Origin of the sequence: uncultured Muribaculum sp., from assembly GCF_910583865.1 — a bacterium.
In the GTDB taxonomy this organism is placed as follows: Bacteria; Bacteroidota; Bacteroidia; order Bacteroidales; family Muribaculaceae; genus Muribaculum.
This window is the reverse complement of the sequence record NZ_CAJTYX010000007.1, coordinates 1-25,962: the sequence shown is the minus strand read 5'-3', so window position 1 is coordinate 25,962 and position 25,962 is coordinate 1. Positions and strand designations below refer to the sequence as shown.

General features: G+C 56.3%; 19 protein-coding genes. 13 read left to right on the top strand and 6 right to left on the bottom strand.

The window, feature by feature from the left end; translation table 11 throughout:
* Positions 1-157 precede the first annotated feature (157 nt).
* From QZ303_RS02750 to QZ303_RS02735, 4 genes are all read right to left on the bottom strand, one after another.
* Positions 158-1,522 (bottom strand): FimB/Mfa2 family fimbrial subunit, encoded by a 1,365-nt coding sequence (locus tag QZ303_RS02750; protein ID WP_295728762.1) that lies wholly within the window; start codon positions 1,520-1,522, stop codon positions 158-160.
* 301 nt (positions 1,523-1,823) lie between these two features.
* A complete protein-coding gene (locus QZ303_RS02745; protein ID WP_295728759.1) occupies positions 1,824-3,788 on the bottom strand; it encodes a fimbria major subunit in 1,965 nt (654 codons plus the stop codon).
* A 249-nt stretch (positions 3,789-4,037) separates the two neighbouring features.
* Positions 4,038-5,516, bottom strand: a complete 1,479-nt coding sequence (locus tag QZ303_RS02740) for a tetratricopeptide repeat protein (protein WP_295728756.1) — start codon at positions 5,514-5,516, stop codon at positions 4,038-4,040.
* A gap of 18 nt (positions 5,517-5,534) precedes the next feature.
* Positions 5,535-6,137 (bottom strand): DUF3575 domain-containing protein, encoded by a 603-nt coding sequence (locus QZ303_RS02735; protein WP_295728753.1) that lies wholly within the window; start codon positions 6,135-6,137, stop codon positions 5,535-5,537.
* Positions 6,138-6,748: 611 nt separating this feature from the next.
* Between QZ303_RS02735 and QZ303_RS02730 the strand changes: the two genes are divergently transcribed.
* From QZ303_RS02730 to QZ303_RS02690, 9 genes are all read left to right on the top strand, one after another.
* Complete coding sequence (locus QZ303_RS02730; RefSeq protein ID WP_295728750.1) at positions 6,749-9,988, top strand: SusC/RagA family TonB-linked outer membrane protein; 3,240 nt, start codon at positions 6,749-6,751, stop codon at positions 9,986-9,988.
* Between the two features lie 28 nt (positions 9,989-10,016).
* The gene (locus QZ303_RS02725) at positions 10,017-11,708 is read left to right on the top strand and encodes a RagB/SusD family nutrient uptake outer membrane protein (RefSeq protein ID WP_295728748.1); all 1,692 of its coding nucleotides are present in this window, start codon (positions 10,017-10,019) and stop codon (positions 11,706-11,708) included.
* Positions 11,709-11,735: 27 nt separating this feature from the next.
* Positions 11,736-12,608 carry a hypothetical protein gene (locus QZ303_RS02720; protein WP_295728744.1) on the top strand — a complete coding sequence of 291 codons (873 nt, stop codon included), beginning with the start codon at positions 11,736-11,738 and terminating at the stop codon, positions 12,606-12,608.
* A gap of 291 nt (positions 12,609-12,899) precedes the next feature.
* The gene (locus QZ303_RS02715; protein ID WP_295728741.1) at positions 12,900-13,592 is read left to right on the top strand and encodes a 5'-methylthioadenosine/adenosylhomocysteine nucleosidase; all 693 of its coding nucleotides are present in this window, start codon (positions 12,900-12,902) and stop codon (positions 13,590-13,592) included.
* Positions 13,593-13,640: 48 nt separating this feature from the next.
* Positions 13,641-14,120 (top strand): S-ribosylhomocysteine lyase, encoded by a 480-nt coding sequence (locus tag QZ303_RS02710; protein WP_295728739.1) that lies wholly within the window; start codon positions 13,641-13,643, stop codon positions 14,118-14,120.
* Positions 14,117-14,770 carry a helix-turn-helix domain-containing protein gene (locus tag QZ303_RS02705; protein ID WP_295728737.1) on the top strand — a complete coding sequence of 218 codons (654 nt, stop codon included), beginning with the start codon at positions 14,117-14,119 and terminating at the stop codon, positions 14,768-14,770. Before QZ303_RS02710 ends, QZ303_RS02705 begins: the two co-directional genes overlap by 4 nt.
* A gap of 419 nt (positions 14,771-15,189) precedes the next feature.
* On the top strand, positions 15,190-16,005 hold the full coding sequence (locus QZ303_RS02700; RefSeq protein ID WP_295728734.1) for a polysaccharide biosynthesis/export family protein: 816 nt from the start codon (positions 15,190-15,192) through the stop codon (positions 16,003-16,005).
* 40 nt (positions 16,006-16,045) lie between these two features.
* Positions 16,046-18,514, top strand: coding sequence for a polysaccharide biosynthesis tyrosine autokinase (locus tag QZ303_RS02695; protein WP_295728731.1), 2,469 nt, complete (start codon positions 16,046-16,048; stop codon positions 18,512-18,514).
* Between the two features lie 134 nt (positions 18,515-18,648).
* Positions 18,649-19,380: a CpsB/CapC family capsule biosynthesis tyrosine phosphatase gene (locus tag QZ303_RS02690; RefSeq protein WP_295728729.1), complete on the top strand. Its 732-nt coding sequence runs from the start codon at positions 18,649-18,651 to the stop codon at positions 19,378-19,380.
* Positions 19,381-19,521: 141 nt separating this feature from the next.
* Here QZ303_RS02690 and serS read toward each other — a convergent pair whose 3' ends face one another.
* Positions 19,522-20,793, bottom strand: coding sequence for a serine--tRNA ligase (serS, locus tag QZ303_RS02685; protein ID WP_295728727.1), 1,272 nt, complete (start codon positions 20,791-20,793; stop codon positions 19,522-19,524).
* A gap of 76 nt (positions 20,794-20,869) precedes the next feature.
* On the bottom strand, positions 20,870-21,319 hold the full coding sequence (locus QZ303_RS02680) for a GatB/YqeY domain-containing protein (RefSeq protein ID WP_295728724.1): 450 nt from the start codon (positions 21,317-21,319) through the stop codon (positions 20,870-20,872).
* Positions 21,320-21,446: 127 nt separating this feature from the next.
* On the opposite strand from QZ303_RS02680, the gene QZ303_RS02675 reads away from it, so the two are divergent.
* The 4 genes from QZ303_RS02675 to QZ303_RS02660 all read left to right on the top strand — a co-directional run bounded on the left by QZ303_RS02675 (position 21,447) and on the right by QZ303_RS02660 (position 25,673).
* Positions 21,447-22,004: a shikimate kinase gene (locus QZ303_RS02675; protein WP_295728721.1), complete on the top strand. Its 558-nt coding sequence runs from the start codon at positions 21,447-21,449 to the stop codon at positions 22,002-22,004.
* Positions 22,005-22,020: 16 nt separating this feature from the next.
* The gene (locus tag QZ303_RS02670; protein ID WP_295728718.1) at positions 22,021-23,205 is read left to right on the top strand and encodes a hypothetical protein; all 1,185 of its coding nucleotides are present in this window, start codon (positions 22,021-22,023) and stop codon (positions 23,203-23,205) included.
* A 138-nt stretch (positions 23,206-23,343) separates the two neighbouring features.
* A complete protein-coding gene (locus tag QZ303_RS02665; RefSeq protein WP_295728871.1) occupies positions 23,344-23,979 on the top strand; it encodes a ribonuclease H family protein in 636 nt (211 codons plus the stop codon).
* A gap of 17 nt (positions 23,980-23,996) precedes the next feature.
* The gene (locus tag QZ303_RS02660; protein ID WP_295728715.1) at positions 23,997-25,673 is read left to right on the top strand and encodes a hypothetical protein; all 1,677 of its coding nucleotides are present in this window, start codon (positions 23,997-23,999) and stop codon (positions 25,671-25,673) included.
* The last annotated feature ends 289 nt before the right edge of the window (positions 25,674-25,962 follow it).

Below are 25,962 nucleotides of genomic sequence, written 5' to 3'. Positions count from 1 at the left end.
AGGGAAAAGCCGGGGATGAGAGGAAACCGGGTGAGCAGAAGGAGGGATCTCTTGGCGACCGGGGGAGGGATTTCTTGGCAGCCGGAAAGGGAATCTCTTGGCAGCCGTTCCGGAAGCTGCCGCTTCCGGAACGGCTGTTTGGGCGGCGGGTGCGGGGCTATAGCTCTTCGAACTGTTTGCGGATGGCCCAGGAGAGGACATTGACGCGGATGTCGCAGTAGGCCCAGGTGTCGCCCTTGAGGAAGAACTGGAGGTGGTAATCGTGCTCGCGGTCGAGGAATTCCTGGGGGGAGTAGCCGTAAAGCTCGTAGGCGGCGCGTGCCTCGGCGAGCCATGAGGGGAGGTTTATGGCTGCTACGGTCTTGCCGGAGTTGCGGTTGCGTATGCGGAGGACGGCGCAGCGGCGGGGGTCGTCGTCGTAGATGAGGCGGTTGAACATGAGGTTGTAGTGGGCGGTGCGGGAGGTTGAGTTTTCATCGCTAAGGACGGTAGGGTCATTAGGGAAATTAGTGGCATTAAGGGCAGCCGTGGTTGGCCGGTCGGACGACCGGAAGCTGCCGCTTCCGGCACTGCTGTTGGCAATCGAGGGGGAGGAGCTTCCGCCACGGGGGGAGGCGCTGCTGTTGGGGGCGGGGGCATCGGGGTCGGTGGGGTCGATTACGACACCGCCGTCGGGGGTGAAGCGTGATGTCCATGCGGCGTAGGGGGTGTAGCGGAGGGAGTCGGAGGCGGCGTCGACGGCGTTGTCGTGGAGAAGGGTGGCGTTGTCGTCGACGATGGTTACCTCGTATTGCTGGTGGAATATGTTGTCGGGGAAGTCGATCTGGCGGAGGGTGACGTTGAGGTGCTTGGTGTCGCGGATGAGCGATACGGTGGCGTAGGTGGCCATGTTGTCGGTGACGGTTACGTACTGCTCCTCGATGGGGTAGATCGAGTATGGCTTGACGGTGCGGTGCATCGGGGGTACGTCGAGGCCGTCGTCGGGGAGGTGGCTCTGTACCTTGAGGGTGTGCCATAGGGTGTCGAGGGGCATGGAGCGGTGGTCGACGAGGTGCTGGGCTGTGCCGGGGATGGGGTCGGCATCGTGGTCGAGGGTGATGCGCATGTCGTCGCCACGGTTGATGGCGGTCTCGTGGCGGTACTTGGCGCCGGTGCGCGAGAGGGCTTCGTCCCAGTCGCGCTGCATGGCGAGGGCCTGGAGGCGGTAGCGTCCGGGTCGGAGCTCGGAGGGGTCGAAGTGGATGGCGTAGCCGTACTGGGCGAGGGGTGAGGCGAGTGAGTTGTTGGAGACGGCACGCTCGGCTACCTTGTGGCCCTGCTCGTCGTAGAGGTAGAGGTGGAGGTGGCCCACATGGTCCTTGAGCATGTCGGCCCGCATGGTGTTGTAGTCGTAGACGAAGCGGACATAGAGGCCCGTGGGGCAGTAGTCGACCGAGTCCTGGATCATGGTGCATGCGGGGACTGCGGCCATGGCGAGGGCCATGGCGCAGAGGGCGAATATATGGTGGAATAAACGGGTCATCGTTTTGTTCTCGTTGGTGTCGGTGGTTGAAAAAAGGAGGGAGGCGGACTGTCGGGGAGAGGGAGGGTAAAGCCTGAGGGGCTTTGCTTTAAGGAGATCGGGGAGATTAAAGACTTTAGGGACGCTAAGGGCTTCAATGACACTAAGGACGCTAAGGAGATTAGGGTCGTTAAGGACATTAGGGAATCCCGGGATTTGTTGAAAAAAGGCGGGCACGGCGCAGGGCCTTCGGCGCGGTGGCGCACGGCTCCCGCCGTGCCCGTCATAGTTATGGAAGGGTTAAATTGGATTCCGCAAGGGATTAAAGCTCGATGTTCTGAACACGCTTAGCCCAAGAGAGGATGTTGACCTTGAAGGCGATCCACTGCTCGGTTTTCTTCTCGTCGTCAGGCTTATTTGTAATATCGATAGAGCCGATTTCAGGAGCGCCGAGCTTCTTGAACGCAGTTACATTAACGTCATACCAGTTGTTGCGGACCATGCCATAGCGGCCAAGCCACATATTCTCGGGATCAACAGGCTCACCATTATAAATAGCTGCATACGACTCTGAGGTCTTGTCGGTATTAGCCGCAGCCACCCACGCCGGATTCCATGGAGCGAGGTCGGCGGGATCAGTGTAAGAGCTACCGGCGAAGTGCTTGAAGAGTACGGGATAATAGCTTACGCCATCCTTATATTCCGCAATAACAAAAGCTTCGTTCACAGCAGCCATAAGTTTCTCAGCATTCTCCAACACGGGATTGATGGTATGAACATTGCCGTCCTTATCGGTAACCGAGATATTTTCCTTGAAGGCAAGCGTGGTGACCGAGCGTATGCCGGTAGTGGCATCGCGGGTAAACTTGATATCAAGATAGTTGGGGTAGGTGGTAGCGTCAATCTCTATGGTAGCATCAATGTTGCCAGCCTTAAGTGCATCGAGGAGAGCTTGCTTGACACCCATATCATAAATGATATAATGTACGGACTGAGCCTGTGCCTTTTCAGCGGAAGTATAAAGCACGTCCTTTGCCTCATTTACCGTATAATAGGTTGTATTGCCATCGCCAAACTGCACCTTCACCATAGCCTGAGTGGTAGCATCATTGGCCTGGTTAGCCACATTAAAGGTATTTTCGTGGCAATAGAGAGGTGTGCTTTCTGCGACAAATGTCATCGGGCCGGTGGGATTGTCTTTATCCACGATGTCAAGCGCATATTTGGGAGACTCCGTGCCATCATAGTTGGGGTCGATGCACCAATAGGTACGGTAGAGATCCGTGATAGGTTGGATAGAGGTAGTACCAATCTTGGTGTTACCAAACATACGGAACTTGCCCACAATAGATGTAGCATCCGAGTTATTGTAGCCGAGGTAAGCGCCGGTGCCCATATTGCGCACGATGAACGACGCAGGATTAGTGACATTGAGCGCCCATTCCACTTTACTAGGCGTAAGGGGAATATCCTTTCCATCCTGGTCCTTTATCGTAAGCGAAGCATTTTTTGCGGAAAGAGTGGCTTTAGCCACGGCACGCTCCACAAACACCGATGATGCGGGCTTTGCCTTTGCCTCCTCTTCCGTGGGCTGGATAGCGTTGGCATCGAACACGACAAGAGTGGTTACATCGCTTAGATCGGCATAAGCGGTAGCAGTGCTCTGCGACAACTTGCTGACGGGAGAATTGGTCATGAAGAAGTTGTCATCAGCATTCTTGAATGACTGGGTACTAACCAACTTGACGAGATCGCCGAAAGTCTTTCCGACACCGAATACAGTAGCATCAACATCCTTAAGAGTGATTGCATCGTACTTTTTCCCTGCGGTAAGCGTCTCCTCAATCACATTGTCGTAATTGATCATCACAAGTCCATAAAGAGTCTTGCCGGTAAGATCACCAACCTCGACCTTTACAGCCGTGAGATGGGAAGCTGTGATGTTGTCGTTGTCATCATCCTGCACCCATTTGTCTAAAGGCAGGTTGTAGGCGCTACTAAATTCAGCAGTGGCTTCGCTCGTACCGGTACCGGTGAAGAGCAGCAGCGCACCGTTCTTAACCTTGTATTCTGCTGCAATGCCATCGTCAAAATCGTCATTCCCTGCACGGGGAGCAGCAACGACCTGAGTAGGCAGATTAATACGTACAGCCACATAGCCGTCACCGATCATGGTCTCGCCTTGATTGCCGCCGTCGGCGGGACCGTCGGCGATGACGTCCTTGTCGGAGCAGGCCGCAAGGAGTGCGGCTGCCATCGAAGCGTAGATAAATTTGTTAAATTTCATGTGAATAAAGAATTATGTGTTTGATTGATTTTGTTCTTTTGGAGAATGGAAGGGTTGGAGGAGCTGCCATTGAGGCTACGTGGAGGGGAGAGGGAATATGATTGGGGGAGCGACAGTCAGCGGTGTGTCGGACAAGTCAGACCGGTCGGACAGGTCAGACAAGGCTGACGGAGAGGGAGCAGGAGGGGTGAGGGTCGAGAGGGATCGATGGGTGAGGGTCGAGAGGGATCGATGGGTGAGGGGGGAGGGTCAGGGGAGCTCGTCGAGGTTGCGGGCGGCCTCCTTTAGGTGGGGTGCCGCGCGCTCGAAGAGTGTGCGGGCTGCGTCGAAGTCGCCACGGTGGGTGGCCACCACTCCGCGTGCATTGTATGCCTCGGGGGAGTCGCCGGCGCTCTCAAGGAGGCGGTCGGCACGGTCGTAGTCGCCTTCGGCGATGGCTGCGACGGCGGCATTAAGGTTGGCGACGGGCGACTGCGGATAGTATTTGAGGGCTATGTCGATGACGCGGTTGAACTCGGGGGAGCCTTCGGGGTAGAGGCGCGCCACGCGGAACATCTGGTTGAGCGACATGAGCTGGGGGTCGGTCTCGATGATGGCGGCGAGCTGTTGGTCGGACATCGGCTTGAGGCGCGTGGATATGGCGAACTTGGTGGCACGCAGGCGCGGGAACCATTTGGGGAGGATCAGCGAGCGGTAGAGCGAGGCGAATCGCGGGTCGGTCTTTAGTGTGCGCTCCTTTGCGTCGTAGTCCGACGGGCCGTAGGCGGGGGCGTCGATCAGCTCCAGGAGGTCGGCGCGCTGCTTGGGTGTGATCTCGTCGGAGGCTACGACCATCTCGCGGAACTCGCCCCAGTTCTCGGGCACGGCGCTGTAGGTGCAGCGGTCGGCGGGGAGGCTGAAGCGCTCCCCTATGTATTCGGAGAGGGCGCGGGAGCGGTTTGTGGCGAGGTAATCGTTGTGGTGGTAGGGCGACTCGGGCGAAGCGTAGCCGCAGATGTCGATGCGGGCTATCTCCACGCGCGGGTCGGAGGTGGCGTAGCGTATGGAGTCGTAGATGATGGCGAGCTGCTCGCGGTTGTCGATGCGCTGCCCGTTGCGGCATTTATATGGCTCGGGGTGTAGCTCAGTGCGGTCGACCTCGAACTGCACGCGCGCCTGGCCCTCGTGGATCTGCACGGGGAGGTCGGTGACCTCGGGGGTGATGTAGGCCGCGCGCGGGTGGGGTGTGAGGCCGAGTGGTATGCGCACGATCTCGCGTCCGGCGGGGAGGCCGCAGCCGCATGTGTCGTAGACGATCGAGAGGAACGCCTTCGGGCCGAACATCCAGCGGCGCATGGGTGTGGCGTGGGCGTAGGCGTAGGTCTGCGGGCGTCCGTTGTGGCGCCACACTTCGGCGGCGAGGTCGTAGGAGTCGACGATGTCGCGCCGGAGCGAGCCGCGCTCGTAGGCGTAGTGCATGTTGCGCCCGTTGATGAGGACGGTGGGGAGGGCCACCCGCGACGAGTCGGCCGTGCCGGCGTTGATCATCGGGGTAACGTAGATCTGGTGGTCCGCGCCAAGGCGGAGGGAGTCGAGCACGAGGTCGAGGGCGAGGCGCATGTCTGGACCCGCGCGGTGGAGGTCGATGTTGCGCGCGATCCCTGCCGAGGGGAGGTCGGCGGCGATGGCCGAAAGCGGGAACATGGCGGCGAGGAGGAGTGCTTTACATTTATGTATGTAGCGTTTCATGACGATGGCGATGGTGGATTAGAAGAGGTAGAGGAATGATATGCCGAGCTTGGTGATTCCGAAGTAGTTGGTGGCCCCGTCGGCAAGCTTCGCGCCACACTCCCCGCAGGCGTATTTGTCATACCAGACGCGTGCGTAGCCCACACCGACCTCGGCCTCGATGTTCCAGTGGCGCGAGAGTATCCATTGGTATCCGTAGGTGGCGCCGGCGCCGACGAATCCGCCCTGGTAGCGGTAGTCCTTGACCCCGCTGCGCAGGTTCTCGCCGGAGAAGAACGCTCCGGGTATGGGGAGGTTGACGTGGGAGGCGTTGTACTGTCCGCCGAGGGCATGCACGCCGATGAAGTGTCCGTTGAAACGCGAGCAGAGCCACCATCGGTACTCGGGCATGAGCACCCAGTGCTTTACCTTGCGGTCGCCTCCGGAGAAGCTCCAGGGATTGAGTCCGTAGACGAGATTCACGGTCGAGCGGTGGCCCAGTCCGTATTCCAGGCCGATGTTGGGGGTGGTGGTCATATCATACAGCAGGTTGTTCTTGACAGCCAGCTGAGCCTCTGCGGCAACCGCGCCCGCGATCAGCGCGACTACCACCGACAAGATATGTCGAATATGCTTTTTCATATCATACGTTACTATATTTGCAGGCGGGAAGCTTCCGGGCCTTACACTTTTTTTCCATTACATCGCCTTTCAATTTGTCATAACCTATGTACAAGGCGACCATTAATGCACCGGGGCAGACAGGGTTTCAGACAAACCAATCCTTTGGTACTTAAAGGACTACAAAGTTAGTAATTAAAACGAGAAAAACTACCCCCCCCCGTTGTTAATATTTGTTAATTCGAATGATTTCGTGAGCTTTTTAACAGTTTTAAGTGAAAGACCGTCAGGATAAGGACTTCCGGAGGCGTAATTGGAGAGGTCGGCGTCCGGCCAGGGCCGGTCGGACGAGTCTGGCAGCCCAGACGGGTCGGACTGCCTGATTGTCCGACCGAGGGCGGCGTGCGATTTTGGTGTATTTTTTTTTGCATCGGGTTAATCTTTTTATAGTTAAATTTTGTTTTGTGAAGTGAAATCCTGTAACTTTGCATCCTGATTCACATAGAAAAGGCCGCAAATCGAACAAAATGCCACCATGCCACGGCAGTGGCAACGCCGACACGCTCCGGCAGCAATCCAAGGATTCACATCATTTTAAGTTAGTCCATATTAAAGTCTTACAGTTACAAAGTATGAAAAGAATCGTTTTTTTTCTAACAGCGTTTTTTGCGCTCTGCCTGACAGCCGTTGCGGCCAACCGCACAGTCAAGGGCATCGTGGTAAGCGCTGAGGACGGAGAGCCTCTGGTGGGTGCGACCGTGATGGGAGCAGGCACCACCGACGGCACCGCCACAGACATCGACGGACAGTTCTCCCTATCGCTGCCCGAGAGCGTCAAGCACATCAAAGTGTCGTACGTAGGGATGCAGACCAAAGAGGCCGCCATCACTCCCGGCGAGATGCGCATCGAGCTAAACAGCGCGAACATGCTCGACGAGGTGATCGCCGTGGCATTCGGCACAGCCAAGAAATCGGCATTTACCGGATCGGCTGCCGTGCTTAATTCGGAGGAACTCGGCAAGCACCTGACCACCAACGTAGCCAACGCGCTTGTGGGCAACGTGGCCGGCCTGCAGATGCGCGGCGGCTCCGGCGCCCCGGGCACCGACGACGGAAAAATCAACATCCGAGGTATCGCGTCGATGTATGGCTCGACCGACCCGCTTGTGATAGTCGACGGTTCCCCCTACCCCGTCAACCTTTCCACCATACCGCAGGGTGACATCGAATCAATCACCGTGCTCAAGGATGCCGCCTCGGCCGCCCTCTACGGCGCACGCGGCGCGGCAGGCGTCATCATCATCACCACCAAGAAAGGCGACGCCAAGCAAGCGAAAGTGTCGCTCGACGCACGTTGGGGCGCCAACTCACGCGCCGTGCAGAAGTACGACATGATCACCGAACCGGGCGAATACTATGAGGCGTACTACCAGGCGATGTACAACTACTACAACCACTCCATGGGACAAAGCCCCATGAACGCATATGTCAACGCCAACCGAGGCATGCTCCAGCAGCTTTACTACAATGTCTACGACGTGCCCGCAGGCCAGACACTCATCGGCCAGAACGGCAAACTCAACCCCAATGCCCGGCTTGGGCGCACGATGGAGTATAAGGGACAGGAAATGTACCTCACTCCCGACAACTGGGACGACCTCGCCTACCGCAACGGATTCAGGCAGGAGTACAACGTCAACGTAAACGGCGGCACTGAAAGAGGCTCATACTACGCCTCACTCGGCTATCTGGACGAGGAGGGCGTGCTGAAACATTCCGGATATGAACGCCTCACAGCGCGCTTCAAGGGCGACTTCCAGGCCAAGAAATGGCTGACTCTCGGAATCAACGCCGGATACGTCCACTCCAAGACCACGTCCAATCCCGGACTGTCGGGCACCACCTACGGCGCCGACAACGTAGCCTATTACACCGACCTCATCGCCCCGATCTATCCATGCTACGTGCGTGTGATCGGACCCGACGGACGACCCATGATCAAGCTCGACGAGGAAGGACGCCAGATCTATGACTTCGGCGTAGTCAACAGCGACCAGTACTACGGCCTGACGCGTCCGTTCGGAGGCAACGGCAACCCTATCGGCTCGAATGTCTACAATGTCAACCAGGCACTGTTCAACCAGTTCAACGGCAATTTCACAGCCGACTTCACTTTTACCCCCTACCTGAAGGCCAACATCGTCAGCAGCGTGACATGGGGAGAAAACGAGCTTAGCGAATACGGCAACAGTCTCATGGGATCCAAGCAGAGCGTCAACGGCGAACTGAAAAAGACCACCACCACCGACGTGCGCACCAACAATATCCAGACGATAACCTACTTCAACAATTTCGACAAGCACCATGTGAATGCCCTCCTCGGCCACGAATACTACCGCAGCGAACGCCACATACTCATGGGACGCGCCACAGGAGCATTCTCTCCCGACATCCTTGAGCTGAACGCATTTGCCAAGAAAGAGACCAACGGCAGCAGCAAGAGCGTGTACAACGTCGAAGGATACTTCGTCCGCGGCCAGTATGACTACGACAACAAGTACTTCGCAAGCGTGTCGTATCGCCGCGACGCTTCCTCGCGATTCGCCAAGAAGAACCGCTGGGGCAACTTCTGGTCGATAGGTCTCGCGTGGATCGTCACCGAGGACTTCTTCCAGGACCTGGGATGGATCGACATGCTGAAAGTAAAGGCATCCGTTGGCCAGCAGGGCAACGACGGCATCATTGACTATGCCTACACCAACACCTACGACATCACCCCTATCGACGACAAACACATGTCGGCATCCTTGCGTCTGCTCGGCAACAAGGACATCACCTGGGAGACAACCACCAACTGGAACGGCGGCGTAGAGTTCGAGCTGTTCGACCACCGTCTCAACGGAAGCATCGACCTCTACTACAAGCGCACCACCGACCTGCTTTTCTGGCTCAACATCCCGGAAAGCAACGGCTCGCGAGGCTACTATGACAACATCGGCAACATCCGCAACGCCGGCGTCGAAGTCGTGCTCAACGGGGCCATCATCCGCAGCAAGCTGATCGACTGGAGCGCCAACCTAAACTTCTCACACAACGAGTCAAAAATCCTCAAACTCCCGGAAAGCAAGAAGCTCTATGGCGGATTCTCCGACTCGCAGAACTCAGAGTACCTCTACCCTACCTGGTACCAGGAAGGCAAGTCGCTATACTGTGCATATCTGCCCAAGTATGCCGGCGTGAACAGCGAGGGACAGGCCCTGTACTACACCGACTCGTCGATTGACATGGCCAACACACAGCAGCGCAGCCCGGCTACAAAGATGGACGGCACGACGACCGACAGCAGCCTCGCCCCGAGCTACGCCACCAAATCGATGCTCCCGGCCCTGACGGGCGGTTTCGGATCTTCGTTACGCGTAGGCAGCTTCGACGCTTCCGTCCAGTTCGATTTCCAGCTTGGCGGAAAGGTCTACGACTACCAGTACCAGATGCTGATGACGCCTCCCACCACCGCCAACAAGGCCGGACAGAACTTCCACAAGGACTGGGCCAACGCATGGAATCCGTCGAACACATCAAGCAACATTCCACGATGGGAATACGGAACATTCTCACAAGGCTCATCCATCAGCTCCGACCGATTCCTCACTTCAGCCCGCTATCTCAATTTCCAGTCGTTCACGGTAGGATATACCCTGCCTAAATTCTGGAACGAAATTTCCAAGATAAGGGTCTACGTAATGGGTGAGAACCTATGCTTCTGGTCGGCCCGCAAGGGATTGGATCCACGCTACTCGTATTCCGGCAACAACGGCATGACCCCCTACTCGCCCTCGCGCAACATTTCGGGCGGCGTACAGGTCGTTTTCTAACACATCCGCCACTTCAACACGATTTAACATGAACAAATTACTATATACGACGGCTGCCATCTCGTCACTCCTGTTCAGCACAGGCTGCATCGAGGAGACGATGCCGGCCACCGATTATGTATCGAAAGACCAGGCAGCCAACGCACCCGGCTCATTCGACAACTTCGTCAAAGGAATCACAGGAGACCTTTCAGGAAAGTTCCTCTATTCGCAGAAAGGCGAATTCGACGCCAACGACTTCGGATATTCCGCCATGATGCTTTCGCGCGACCTGCTGGGCAACGACATAGCCGCACATGCCACCAATGGTTGGTGGGATCCATGGATCCAGTACAGCATAGCGTTAAGTCCCGAATATGCCAGCTGCCAATTCACATGGACTCTCTACTGGGGGTGGATAAAAAGCTGCAACGAGACGATAGCACTCGCAGGCGACAACATAAACGCCAACCACCGTGCAGGCACAGGCATAGCATATGCCATGCGAGCCTTGTACTTCCTTGATCTCGCACGTCTCTACGGAGTAAAGCCTTACACAGCAGACAAAAATGCCATTACCGTACCTATCGTGACGGAAAAGACCACCGTCGAGGAATCAACCAACAATCCACGCGCCACCAACGAGAAAATCTATGCGCAGATAATTTCCGACCTAAACACAGCCGAGGGACTGCTCGACGGCTACACCCGCGACGACAAGACCACACCCGACCTGTCGGTAGTCTACGGACTCAAAGCACGCGCATACCTCGACATGGGCGAATGGGCCTTGGCACAGGAGTTTGCCGTGAAAGCACAGGACGGCTATGCTATGATGACGCAGGATGAATATCTCAGCCGCATCAACGGCTTCAACTCTCCCAACTCGTCATGGATGCTCATGACACGCTTCAAGGCCGACGACAGCAATATCCTCGACAACGACGCCGACTCCTCGTGGGGATCGTGGATGGTGCAGGACATGTTCCACGGCGACGGCATGGCCGGATACGCCTCCAACTATGGATTCCCGTTGTTCATCGACTATCACCTTTACCAGACCATACCTTCCTCCGACTTCCGCAAGAAGCTGTGGATTGACTTCTCGATTGCTGACGCACAGACTCAGGAAGAAGCTGAGGAAATCTGCGCCAACTATTCCGACTATCCCGATGAGCTCGCCTCCATCGTCGTTCCATCCACTTATGAATATGCGCAGGGCGGCATATCGGTTAAATTCCGCCCCAACCCCGGCGACGGCGACGGTATAACCGGACGCTCCAACGCCAAAGTAGGATTCTGCGTGGCCGTGCCGATGATGCGCGTGGAAGAGATGAAACTCATCGAGATTGAGGCAATCGGTCGCCAGAATGAAGGCAACGGAATCGCCAAGCTCACCGAATTCGCCCTGACACGTGACCCCGATTACGTCTATGGCCGTCACAACGAGGCTTACGGAAATACCCAGACATCTGCTTTTATCAATGAAGTGTGGTGGCAGCGTCGCGTCGAGTTGTGGGGCGAGGGCATGGCCACGTTCGACATCAAGCGCCTTCAGAAAGGCATGATCCGCAGCTATGCCGGCTCAAACCACCTGGAAGGATACCGCTGGAACTTCACCGAGACACCGCAATGGATGAACTATTGCATAGGCGGAACTGACGCCATCTACAACTACGCGATTATTCCCACCGTATACATGAATCCGCCGACAAGCGATTCCCCGGAATTCGCGTTCTAAATCCCATTCCAATAAGAAAATCTAAAAATGAATAAGTTTCTATTGAATATCGCCGTCATCGCCACAGTCGGGAGCATCATATCAGGATGCAGCGACGACGACTTCACGGCAGGTCCGCAGACAGGCGACTGCTATTTTGACCTCACTCCCGAGCAGACCCTGACGGCAACCGAGGACAACGGTTCATGGGATTTCGCCATTCACCGCAGCGATGCATCGTCGCCCCAGACAGTGGCACTTAAAGTAGAGGACGAGTCGGGACTGTTTACCGTCACCAATAGTGTTAGCTTCGCGGCCGGAGAAAAAGACGCCGTGGTTAGTGTGTCATGCACCCCTTCAGCGCTCGACCCTCTCACCGACTATTACGTGAATATCTCGATTGATCCCCAGTCGGCAAATCTCTATTCCCGTACGGAACTGCTACTCACCATAGCCCCTCCACGCTGGAAATCTATCGGCACCGGCTCGTTTACCGGCAACCTCCTTGCCGCGTTCGGACTGCCTCCGATGACCGATGCACAGGTTACCATAGAGAAATCACTTATCGACGAGGGAGTGATCAGAATGGTTGATCCCTTGTCGGCATGGTCAGAGTATTTAGGTAATCCTCCAACACACTATATCAGTTTCAACTACAGCAATCCGGATGCGGTATATGCAATGAAGAGTCCTCTTGGATTTGCGCTTAATTCCAGCGGAAATCTGGTATATGGCTCTCTCTACGAATACTTCATCGGAGCAGGATACAGCCCGGATACTGTAATAGGAGAAGGATATGTCGGCAAGTATGCCGACGGAGTGATAACCATCCCTGCGGAAAATATCTGCTTCGGATTCAGCACATTGGGGACCTACGTTGGAAATGATGACGTATTTACCCTGACCCTCCCGACAGAATAAATCCCCCAAAAGGACTACAGACCCAGCGCCGTGCCGACCCCGTCGACACGGCGCTTCCATTTAGGGAGCGAGCTAATTAGCCTAATCAGTCTTATTGGTCTAATTAGTCTTATTGATACTATTGCACTAATTGGCCTTATTCCCCCTATTGCCCCTACCATCCTTCTTGAAAATTTCACTACCTTTGGCTACCGCCTTAGATACTCACGCTCGGAAAAGGACATGCAAGCATGTCCTTTTCTCTCGACTTATTCGTATCTTTGCATCAATCAAAAAGACAATCCGCCAATTATGAAGATAGGTATAATAGTAGCCATGGGCAAGGAACTCGAACTGCTGCTGCCCCACATCGACGGCCGCACCGAGACCATGCTGCCTACAGGGGGAGTGCTCCACACCGGCACCATGTCAGGCGGCCGCCACACCGTAGCCGCCATGCAGAGCGGGATAGGCAAGGTCAACGCCGCACTCGGCACGGCCTCGCTGATCGACGCGTTCACCCCCGACCTCGTGATAAACACCGGTGTGGCCGGAGGCACAGGCTCCGACGCAAAGGTGATGGACGTGGTGGTGGGCGAGCGGACGGCCTACCACGACGTGTGGTGCGGACCGTGCGCCGAGCGCGGGCAGATCCAGGGTATGCCGCGGTTCTTCGAGGGCGCATCCGAGGTGATCGGCCTCCCCGTGCTCGATACCCTGCCGCACCTCCACCGTGGGCTCATAGCCAGCGGCGACATGTTTGTCGACAATGCCGCCGACCTCGCCCGCATAGTGGAGCTATATCCCGATGTGAAAGCCGTCGACATGGAAAGCGCCGCCATGGCACAGACATGCCGGGTGAAAGGCGTGCCCTTCGCCAGCATCCGCGTGGTGAGCGACACTCCCGGGCAGGAGGAGGACAACACCGCCCAGTATCTCGACTTCTGGACAGCCGCCCCCGAGGCGACGTTCGCTACCCTGTCGAAAATCATCGATTCACTCTGAACGCCGCACGACACCACACTCGCACGCACGGCCATACACCACCAGATCATGAAAAAGATTCCGAGCTTCACAGTCGACCATATAAACCTGCGCCGTGGCATATATGTCTCGCGCAAGGACACCACACCATCGGGCGACGTCATAACCACGTTCGACATACGCATGACAGAGCCTAACCGCCAGGCCGCCATCGACGGAGCCGCCCTGCACACCATCGAGCACCTGGCGGCAACCTACCTGCGCAACCGCGCGGACATCAGCGCCGACGTGGTCTACTGGGGACCGATGGGATGCCGCACAGGCAACTACCTGCTGCTCCTCGGCGACCGCACCCCCGCCGACATCATCCCGCTGATGCGCGACACGATGGAGTTCATCGCCAACTATGAAGGCGACATCCCGGGGGCCACGCCCCGCGACTGCGGCAACTACTCCTACATGGATCTTCCGGAAGCGCGCCGACAGGCCGCACTCTACCTCCGTGAGGTGCTACTCGACCCCGACATGCCCACAGAATATCCCCGATGAAGGACATCAAGGCCATACGTGGCCGGTACTACATACACAATCTCATACAGGAGGGTGAGCACGAGCATCAGGACTTCAAGTTCGCCATCTCCGACGCGGCCAAGATAGCCCACTCCATCAGCGCCTTCGCCAACAACGACGGAGGACGCCTGCTTGTGGGCGTGCGCGACAACGGCACCGTGGCCGGAGTGCGTTCCGAGGAGGACATCTACATGATCGAGCAGGCCGCGCAGCTCTACTGCCGCCCGGCCCAGCAGGTCGAGGTGACGGCATTCGCCGTGGAAGGGGGCGCCGTGGTGGTGCGTGCCGTCATCCCCAAGGCGGTGCGCCGCCCCGTCTGCGCTCGCGACACCGACGGCACCTGGCGCGCCTATTTCCGCGTCAAGGACGAGAACATAGTGGTGCCGCCTGCCATGCTCGCCGCCTGGAAAAGGAAATCCGCCCCCTCACCCACCCTGCTCTCCTTCACCGCCGCCGAATCGGCCCTCCTTGCCTATCTCGACGAATGGGGGATGGCTTCGCTCGACGAATATGTGACCGCCGCGCACATATCCGTGGCCACGGCAACCGACATGGCCGCACGCCTCTATGCGATGGACATAATCGACTTCGCCTACACAGGGGCGGGGTTCGTCGTGGTCCGCAAATAGCAACGGCCCCGTGAACATCGGTCCGGGGCCGCCAACATCAAGCTCGTATAATTATCCGGATGCAAAGTTACGACAACCGGCATCCCCCGGCAATACCTGATTTCAATGATTTCAGACGGTGAAATCCGCCGGTCTATCATTGTTAATGATTAGAGACCCATACCCACCGCGCTACCGGAGGCTCGTCCCCCTGCCCCGTTTTTTACCCTGAAAACATAATTTCTTCTTTTATTTTGCATTATCCATTGTTTTTTGCGTAACTTTGCACTCTCATAGGCACTCTACATGCAAAAGACAGCACAACATTTTCCGGTCGGAGGCTTATGGGACCCCGATAAAATGAGTGCGAATAAAGAATCTTAAAACAACTTCGTCAAATCAGACCTGTCGTCATATCGGCAGAATATTTAGTAGTACAGATGAATCACCTTCGTTACCTTCTCGCCGTCGTGGCATGCTTTGCCGCCATACTGACAGGCTGCAAGACTCCGAAAGATGTAACCTACTTCCAGGATGTGGACTCAGTGGCCGTCCTGGCAGTAGCGAACCCACTTGAAATCAAAATCCATCCGGAGGACAAGTTATCGATCATCGTCCACTCGAAGGACGCTCAGCTATCCGAGTTGTTCAACCTACCCGTTACCGCCCGCCGAATCGGTTATTCCGGCAAATCATCACTGTCGCAGTCACAGGAGATCTCAATCTACACGGTCGACACCGACGGTTATATCGACTTCCCCATAATCGGCAAAATCAAGGTGGCCGGGCTCAACCGGCGTCAGATTGCCGACCTTATAAAGAATGAACTCATCTCACGCCAGCTCGTCAAGGACCCCACGGTGACGGTAGAGTTCGACAACCTTTACGTGAGCGTGCTCGGAGAGGTCAACAATCCTGGACGCTATAACCTCAACCGCGACAAGGTGACCCTGCTCGACGTGCTCGGCATGGCCGGAGACCTGACCATACTCGGACGCCGCGAGAACGTAGTAGTGATACGCAACATCGACGGCAAGACATCGACCTACCGTGTCGACCTCACAAAGGCCGCCGACCTTTATAGGTCGCCCGCCTACAATATCCAGCAGAACGACGTGATCTACGTAGAGCCGAATGACAACCGTGTGCGCCAGTCGACCGTCAACGGCAACAACCTGCGCTCCACCTCATTCTGGATCTCGCTCGCATCGCTCCTGACATCGGTCGGCGTGCTCATCACGAACATCACCAACTAAGAGCTATTCACAGTCAATCCTCGTAAAACAGTATCCAAAGATGCCCAACGAAACTTTCGACAATATCCAAACGCGCGAAGAAGAATCGTCGATACGCCTGCAGGACTTCCTGCAGATGTGTCTTGCCAACTGGAAGTGGTTCGTGCTCTCCCTCATGTTCACCATGGGACTCGCCGTGCTGTATCTGTTTGTGGTGTCACCCACATACACACGCACCGCATCGCTCCTGATCAAGGACGAGGACAACAATTCGAGTATCAGCTCGCAGCTCAGTTCCCTGTCGGATCTCGGAGTGTTCAGTTCGGGAGCCAACGTAACCAACGAGATGGTGGCCATACAATCGCCCTCCACCATTCTGGAGGTAGTGCGCCGTCTCAATCTCGACATGAACTATGTCACCCGTAAAAATCTCCGCAAGCAGCATCTCTACGGCCTTTCGCTGCCTGTGACAGTAAAAGTGCTCGATTATCCTGAAAACCAGGGATGTTCGTTCGAAATCGACATAGACCGCAAAAAGAAGTCAGTCACACTCTCTGACTTCCGCGACAAGGACGGCACAATCTCCAAGGAAGTAAAGGGAGCGCTCGGCGACACCCTCGCCACCCCGTTCGGAAAAGTACTGGTGACACCCACCGCCTATTACGACTCCCCCGCCAACAAGGAGATCGACAACATAAAGGTGACACGCATGAGCACACAGGGAGCTATCGACGCTTACCAGAACAAGCTGTCGGTGGAATTGGCCGACAAAGATGCGACAGTGCTCAACATCACCTGCAATGACGTAAGCCCCCAACGCGCCGAGGACTTTATAAACACTCTCATATCGGCATACAACGAGGACTGGGTGCGCGACAAGAACCAGGTGGCCACGGCTACATCACAATTCATAAACGACCGTCTGGGAGTAATCGAGCAGGAACTCGGCAATGTAGATTCTGACATCTCATCCTACAAGTCGGAGCATCTTATTCCCGACCTGGCATTGGTAAGCCAGATGTATCTCGACCAGAGCCAGGAGGCGGCCAACCAAGTGCTCGCCCTCAACAACCAGCTCTACATGGCGCGCTACATACGCACTTTCCTCGCCGATACACGCAACCACAGCCAGCTGCTCCCCGCCAATTCCGGTCTTGAGAACACAACCGTAGAAAAGCAGATTGCCGATTACAACGACATGATGCTCGAACGCAACTCCCTTGCCGCAAACTCCTCCGCCAACAACCCGCTCGTCGTGGACCTCGACAATGCCCTGGCCGCTTCCCGTTCAGCCATCGTCACCTCGATCGACAACCAGATAAACTCCTTGAATGCACAGATACGCGCATTCCGGGGAAGCGAGGCACAGAGCCGCAGCCAGATCGCATCCAACCCGACACAGGCTAAATACCTCCTCTCCGTGGAGCGCCAGCAGAAAGTAAAAGAGGCCCTTTACCTGTTCCTCCTCCAGAAACGTGAGGAAAACGAACTTACACAGGCTTTCACCGCCTACAACACCCGAATAGTGACTCCTCCGATGGGCAAGTCGGAGCCTACGGCACCGGTAAAACGCAATATTCTCCTTATCGCGTTCGTGGCCGGGCTCTTCATACCCGCAGGCATAATCTTCATGCAGGAGAGCATGGATACACGAGTGCGCACACGCAAGGATATCGAAAATATCACCGCACCGTTCCTCGGCGAACTTCCGATGTCAGGAAAGGTGAAGAAGAAAGGCGTACGCGCTACCCTCTTGTCTCTCATAGGCATCAAGCCAAAGGCAACAGAAATCGTCAAGCGCGAGATCATGGTACGCAAAGGCTCTCGAAACGTAGTCAACGAGGCTTTCCGCGTGGTACGTTCCAACCTTGAGTTCATCATAGGCAAGAATGACCATAAGGTAATCATGGCAACCTCCATGAACCCGGGTTCGGGAAAGACGTTCGTGACTGCCAACCTTGCTGCATCTTTCGCCATAAAAGGACAGAAGGTCTGCATCCTTGACCTTGACCTTCGAAAAATCACCATAAGTAAATATGTAGACTCTCCCAAGATAGGCATAAGCTCAATCCTCAATGGCGAAATCACCGACTGGCACAAGGCAGTCGTGCCTGTAGGGACTACCAAGAATCTCTTCATGATTCCCGGAGGCACCATACCACCCAACCCCTCGGAACTTCTCTACTCGCCGCGCATGAAAGCACTCATCGAGGATTTGCGTAAAGAGTTCGACCTGGTATTCATCGACTGCCCGCCGACCGACATGGTGGCCGATACCTCAATCATAACGCCGCTTGCCGATGTCACTATATTCGTGGTACGTTCCGGCGTGCTTGACCGTCGTCTCGTACCGACAATCCAGAATTTCTATGTCGACAAGAAATTCAACAACATGTCATTGCTGCTCAACGGTATCCCCTCCAAAGTCAACGGCTATGGTTACGGCTACGGTTACGGGTATGGATATGGATACGGTTACGGATATGGATATGGATACGGATATGGGGGGGGTGATAAAGCTACTGATTAACAAGAAGTTATATGGCAAATTCCACCCTTGACATCCTATTGGACCATAATTAATTCATATGTTGCCTTGAAATTTTTATCGAAAATTTCAAGGCAACATCATTATAAAATCAGACTCTCTCCACACATAAAGACATGTGGCCATTTACATCATCAACCACCACAATCGCCCGCTCGGGAATCCTTGAGGGTGCCACCGAGTGGCATTCCCACCTTCTTCCCGGAGTCGATGACGGCATAAAGAAAATCGACGAGACGATAGAGACCCTCCGGCTTATGGGGCAGGCAGGCATAAGACGTGTGCACCTCACCCCCCACATCATGGAGGACGTGCCCAACACTCCCGCCGACCTCAGGAAACGATTCGATGACCTGTGCGCCGCCGTGGCAGGTGATTCCGACATACCGCCGCTCGTGCTCGGCGCCGAAAACATGCTCGACCCGATATTCACCGAGCGGTTCACGGCACGCGACTTTCTGACCATAGCCACCCGCAACCCGGCAAGCAACGACACGCTGCTTGTGGAGACATCCTATGCCAACCCTCCGATGGGGCTGTTCGATATCCTGAAAGATGTGCGCAGCGCAGGCTATTTCCCGCTCCTTGCCCACCCGGAGCGCTACCTCTACATGTCGCCCGCCGACTACAGACGACTGAAGGATGACGGCGTGATGCTACAGCTAAATCTCCCCTCGATCACCGGATTCTACGGTCCTAACGTACAGCAACGCGCCATACGCCTCCTTCAGGACGGCATGTATGACTATACCGGCAGCGACACCCATTCCCTGAAATGGTTCCGCCGTCTGCTCGACGCTCCCATCCGACGCTCCCTTGTGAAGCACCTCCTTCCCATCATGCGGTGACCTCAACGCACAGCACTCTCGGAAAAAATAACGCACAGAGCACACAAGGAGCACAGAGAATAAAGGATAGGAGTCAGACGACTATCATCATCCTTATTATTCTCTGTGCTCCTTGTGTGCTCTGTGCGTTATTTTACGCGATCAGTCGATGATGTCGAAACCTGTATATTTGCGCAGGCACTCCGGCACGATGATACCCTCGGGTGTCTGGTTGTTCTCAAGCAGGGCGGCCATGATGCGCGGCAGAGCCAGGGCAGAGCCGTTGAGGGTATGACACAACTTGGTCTTTTTGTCATCACCGCGATAGCGGCATTTCAGACGGTTGGCCTGGTAGGTCTCGAAGTTGGACACCGACGACACCTCCAGCCAGCGCTTCTGCGCTGCGGAGAACACCTCGAAGTCAAACGTGATGGCCGACGTGAACGACATGTCGCCGCCGCAGAGGCGCAGTATGTGCCAGGGGAGTCCGAGCTTCTCAAGGAGTCCCTGTACGTGGGCTTTCATCTCCTCAAGCGCGGCATATGAATCCTCGGGCTTCTCTATGCGCACGATCTCCACCTTGTCGAACTGGTGCAGACGGTTGAGTCCGCGCACGTCCTTGCCGTAGCTGCCGGCCTCGCGGCGCCAGCATGCCGAGAAAGCACAGTTCTTTATAGGGAGCTTGTCGGCGGGGATGATCACGTCGCGGTAGAGGTTGGTCACGGGCACCTCGGCGGTAGGTATGAGGTAGAGATTGTCCTCGCCCACATAGTACATCTGCCCCTCTTTGTCGGGGAGCTGTCCCGTGCCGTAGCCCGAAGCCTCGTTGACCACGAAAGGCGGCTCCACTTCAAGGTATCCGGCCTTGCCGGCCTCGTCGAGGAAGAACTGTATGAGGGCGCGCTGCATGCGTGCTCCCTTTCCGAGATACACGGGAAATCCGGCACCGGTGATTTTCACGCCGAGGTCGAAGTCGATGATGTTGTACTTCTTAGCCAACTCCCAGTGGGGAAGCGCGTCGGCGGGAAGGTCGGGCATCACACCGCCGGTTTTCTCGACAACGTTGTCCTCCGCGGTTTTGCCTTCGGGCACCATGTCGCAGGGCACGTTGGGCACCGACAGGAGTATCTCGCGGATGCGCGCCTCTGTGCGGGCAAGCTCGTCGGCGATTGCCTTCTGCTCATCCTTGAGAGCGGCCACGGCCTTCTTGGCCTCCTCGGCCTCATCCTTCTTGCCGGCCTTCATAAGCTGGCCGATGGAGGCGGCCAGGCGGTTAAGCTCGGCGGCCTTGGTGTCGTTGTTGAGCTGCGACTGGCGGCGGAGCGTGTCGAGTTCGAGAATTTCGCCGATGGCGGCGTTGCCGTCGAATCCCTTCACCGCAAGGCGTGCGATGATGCGTGCGGGATCTTCCTTTATCTGTTGTATCGTAAGCATAATGTATGATTTTTCCGGTTATAAAAGACACTTGGAGGCCGTTTGAAAACAACCTCTTAACTCCGAGGCGGAAGGCTTATCCGAGAAGCTCCTTCACCTTGGCCGAGATGGCACGCCCGTCGGCACGTCCGGCCAGGGCTTTCGATGCCACGCCCATTACCTTGCCCATCTCCTTGGCGGAGGTGGCGCCGGTCTGCGCGATGATCTTCTTCAGCTCCGCGGTCAGCTCCTCGTCGCCGAGCTGTTTCGGCAGGTATTCCTCGATCACTGCGGCCTGGGCAAGCTCCTCGCCTGCAAGCTCCGGACGGTTCTGCTGCGTGTAGATCTCAGCGCTCTCCTTGCGCTGCTTCACCATCTTGACGAGCACCTTCATGGCCGCTTCGTCGGTAAGGGTGCCGTCGGAGCCTTTTGCGGTCCGTGCCTCCAGAAATTCTTTCTTTATGCCGCGCAGGGCCTCAAGCCGCGCATGGTCGCGTGCAAGCATCGCCGCCTTGATGTCGGCGCTGACTTTATCAAACAAGTCCATAATGAGTCGGTTTTTGTCATGCAAATTTACTCACATTTCCCGTAAATCCCGCCAACAGGAATTTAAAATCTCAGTTTTTTCCGTAGATTTGCACTGACCTGATTCAAACCAACCACAGGACTCCATTATGCGACCGATATTTCTGATAGGATACATGGGGAGCGGCAAGTCGACCGTAGGGCGGCATGTCGCCGCCCTGACAGGCATGCAGTTCATCGACCTCGACAGCTACATCGAGAGCCGCTACCGTGCCACCGTGCGCGAACTGTTCGCGCTCTACGGCGAAGCAGGCTTCCGCACGCGCGAGCAGGCCATGCTCCACGAGGCGGGAGAGTTCGAGGATGTGATCGTGGCATGCGGAGGCGGCACTCCCTGCTTCTTCGACAACATGGAGTGGATGAACGCCCACGGCACCACAGTGCTGCTCGACGTGAGCGTCGACCGGCTGCATGAGCGCCTGCTGCGCGGACGCCACAAGCGCCCCCTCATCGCCGACAAGACCGACGGGGAGCTGCGCGAATTCATCGTCGAGGCCCTGGCCGCGCGAATGCCCCACTACACCAAGGCCTCGCTGCGCTTCAAGGCAGAAAACCTCGACAGCGAGCAGGAGAAGGAGGTGACGGCACGCAGCTTCGCCAGGTTCCTCGGCCTCCACGTCGACAGCCATCCCGACAATACCCTCTAACCCCTACCATACCACAATGAACGAATCTTCGGAATATATCACCCCCGAACCACAACCCGCTGCCACCGCCACCATGCGCCGCCGGCCGTCGATAGGGCTGCCATCCACCCCGGGCAGCAGCGAGAGGCGCTTTCCGCTCACCCCGGAGGCTGCGGGAATACTTGCCGAGCGCGGCTACGAAGTGCGTCTCGAAGCCGGCGCTGCAGCATCCATACACTACGACGACACAGCCTACATGCGCCAGGGCGCCATAGTGACATCGCGCGCCGAGGCCCTGGAGGCCGACATGGTGATAACCCTCGGGCGGCTCACCCCCGCCGACATCAGGGCCATGCGCCGGGGAGCCATGCTCCTCACGCTCCTCCACAGCATCGACAGCTGTGCGGCAACCATCCGCGAGCTGCTGCGCCGCAATATCGCCGCCATAGCCATCGACCTGATCGGCGACAGCGACGGACACACGCCTTTCGCCGACATACTCGACGAGATCAACGGGCGCGCGGCGCTGGCCCTGGCCTCGTCGATGCTCGCCTCGCCCGACCATGGCAAAGGGATACTCCTCGGCGGTGTGGCGGGGATCATACCGTGCGAGGTGCTCATCCTCGGGGCAGGCATCGCGGGACGCGCGGCCGCCTCGTCGGCCCTCGGTCTGGGAGCGTCCGTGAGGATGCTCGACAACGATGTCTATCGCCTGCGCCGTGCCGCCGAATTGCCCGGATGCGCGGCGGCAACCTCCGTGCTCCATCCGCGCGTGCTCGAAAACGCCCTGCGCACGGCCGATGTCATCGTGGCCACGCCGATGGAGCGTCCATGCACCATCAGCGCCGAGCAGACCGCGCTGATGAAGCGTGGAGTGATCATCATGAACCTCTACGGCGACGGCAACGCACTGTGCCCGTCGCTCCCAGAGGTCGACATGGGAGCGCCCCACACCCTCGCAGCCGTGCCGGAAGGGTCGCGCATATGCTACACCGGCGTAGGCAACGCCGTGCCGCGCACAGCCGCCATGGCCCTGAGCAACACGCTCATATCGCTGCTTGGGCATATCGCCGACTGCGAAAGCGCCCTCAGCACCATGCGCATGCTCCCTGGAGTGCAGCGCGCCGTGGCCACATTCCTCGGCAAGCCCGTCAACCGCCGCGTGGCCGCGAAGGCAGGCCTGAGGCCTATCGACATCTCGCTACTCCTCAGCTGTAGCTGACCTCCGTGGCACAAGGCCACACACATACAATCCTCAATGGGGGTTGCATAGCCGTCGGACATGTCAGACCCGTCCGACCTGTCCGACTCGTCCGACGACACCGGAATGGCTTATCGCGCCCCACAAAATACGATAAAAATGGCAAGAAAATTCTACGTAGTATGGGAGGGCTTCGCTCCCGGCATATATGACTCCTGGGAAGAGGCCAAGGCACAGATTGACGGCTATCCGGGGGCGAAATACAAAAGCTTCTCGTCGCAGACAGCGGCCACGGAGGCATTCCGCGACTACGGTGGCGACGAGCTTTACGCTCTGCGCGCCCTCGCCGAGCGCAAGACGCAGCTCATCAACTACGAGGCGTTTCCGGAGATACGCCTCGACGCAATCGCCGTAGATGCCGCATGCGCCGGCAACCCGGGCGTGATGGAGTACCGTGGCGTGGTGGTGGGCACCGGCGAGGAGCTGTTCCATTACGGCCCGGTGGCCGACGGCACCAACAATGTGGGCGAATTCCTGGCCCTCGTCCATGCCCTCGCATTGTGTGAGAAAAACGGATGGACGCGCACAATCTACTCCGACAGCCGCACGGCGCAGGCATGGCTGCGCAACCGCCGCGCCCGCACCACCCTCACCCCTACCCCCGGCAACGCAACCCTTTTGGCCACGCTGCAGCGCGCCGAGCGATGGGTGCAGACCCACACCTCCCCATGCCCCGTTGTGAAGTGGGACACCGAGCGCTGGGGCGAAATCCCCGCCGACTTCGGCCGCAAATAGTCCGCCTATATCGATATATGATCAGACACATCATTCTATACTCACTGCTGCTTACGGCAGCATTCGCTTGCTCGCGCTCCGGCCAAGCCGACCGCGAGCTGACCCGCGCCGAGTCGCTGATGGCGGAGCGACCCGACTCTGCATTGTCGATTCTCGAAGGCATGGATCCCGAAAAGATCGGTTCGCGCCGACAGCGGGCCGAACACGCCCTGCTGCTCACGCAGGCGCGCGACAAAAACTTCCGCTTCGAGACCGACGACTCGCTCATCACCACCGCCGCAGCCTACTTCGACGCCCACCCCGTGCAGCCCTGGCAGACACTCGCCCACATGTACCGTGGCATCGTCAATCTCTACCGTGGCAGCCACACCGTCGCCATAAAGGAGGCGCTGACCGCCCTCGACCTCGCCGCGCAGCTCGACGACGACTACACCCTCGCCAAAATCCACGAGCTTATCGCCGACATCTACGTCGCAGTCTACAACTTCGAAAAGGCAATCCCCCACCGCCGCCTTGCCGCAGACCTCTACCACGCCGCCGGCAAAACCCTCAACAACCAGTATGCCCTTGTGGAATTGGCGTCTGCATTCAACCGTGTCGACAAACCCGACATAGCTGTTGCTATGTTAGACAGCCTATCGTCAGAAATCACCGATTCGACTCTACTCGGCTTTTACCATGAGACATATTTAAAACCATTGCTTAAATTTAATAGTTATGACGCCGCACGCCGACATTCCAACTTGGCCGAAAGATATTGGGGTGAACAAACAGTCGATTTACAAGACCGACCATATACATCCTATCTCTACTTACTCCTTAATCAACCCGACAGTGCAGAACATTATCTCCAACTGGAACGTAAGTACAATCCTCATTGGAACGAGATGGAAGAATATCATTGGGCCAAATCGACCATTCTGATAAAATCCCGAGACTATGAGAATGCCGTCGCCGAACTTGAGAAAATGTGGGCAGTACATGACAAAGGATTGAAAGAAGTACTCAAACACAATGTCGCATTAGCAGAGAGCGATTTCCATCATGACAAGGCCATTGCCGAGCATAAAAGAGCTGACAAGTATCATATAATCGTTTGGGGTATCTCTATCGCCACATTAATTATATGTGTCGCATTCTACATATTCTATCGCGAGCGCATGAAGAGAAAGCGACTGGAGATAGAAAATAAGATGCTTGAAGTCAGGGAGATCACCTCTCGCCTTGTAAGCTCCGAGCGTAAAGGAACCTATCTTGATACACGGTTAAGAGACCAACGCCTGTTGCTCAATCAGTTGCTTAGAGATCGATACATGGTGCTGAACCACCTTAGCAACAAATATTTTGAGAAACGCGACTCCGAGGCTACACGTGCCACTATCGCCAAAGATTTTGAGGATGAAATAGCCCGGATAAGGCAAGACAACTCGATTCCTCGTATAAAGGAGATTGTAGATTTATGCCATGATAATATTCTCATACGCATGCGCCAACAGTTCCCGAAATTCAAAGAGGATGACATTACATTCTGCGCCCTCGTAATTGCAGGATTTTCGTCCCGTGCCATATGTCTGCTGATGGATATTGAACGAGGCAACTACTATAACAAATGGACGCGCATTAGGCGTCGTATTACCGACTCGGAAGCACCCGACAAAGAGCTTTTCTTAGAAGTACTGAATAATCACCTATAAATCAACACATTATCGATCGTCAAAATATGGGGGGGGTAATGTATTGATTATCAGTATGTTAAATTTTTAAATACAAGTGATAAAATCTAAATGTTTTTATCACTTGTATCCATTTATATATCAACCAATTAAATTAACAAAATCCGCGAAGTGATAAATATTTTAATCCATAAAAATTCGAAAACTTCTCTATCGCAGTCATAACTTTGCCATCGAATAAATCGCGATTTTCATCTATTACTGTCCGCTAAACCATAAATCAGAGAGTCCAACATCTTGAAAGGCAGAA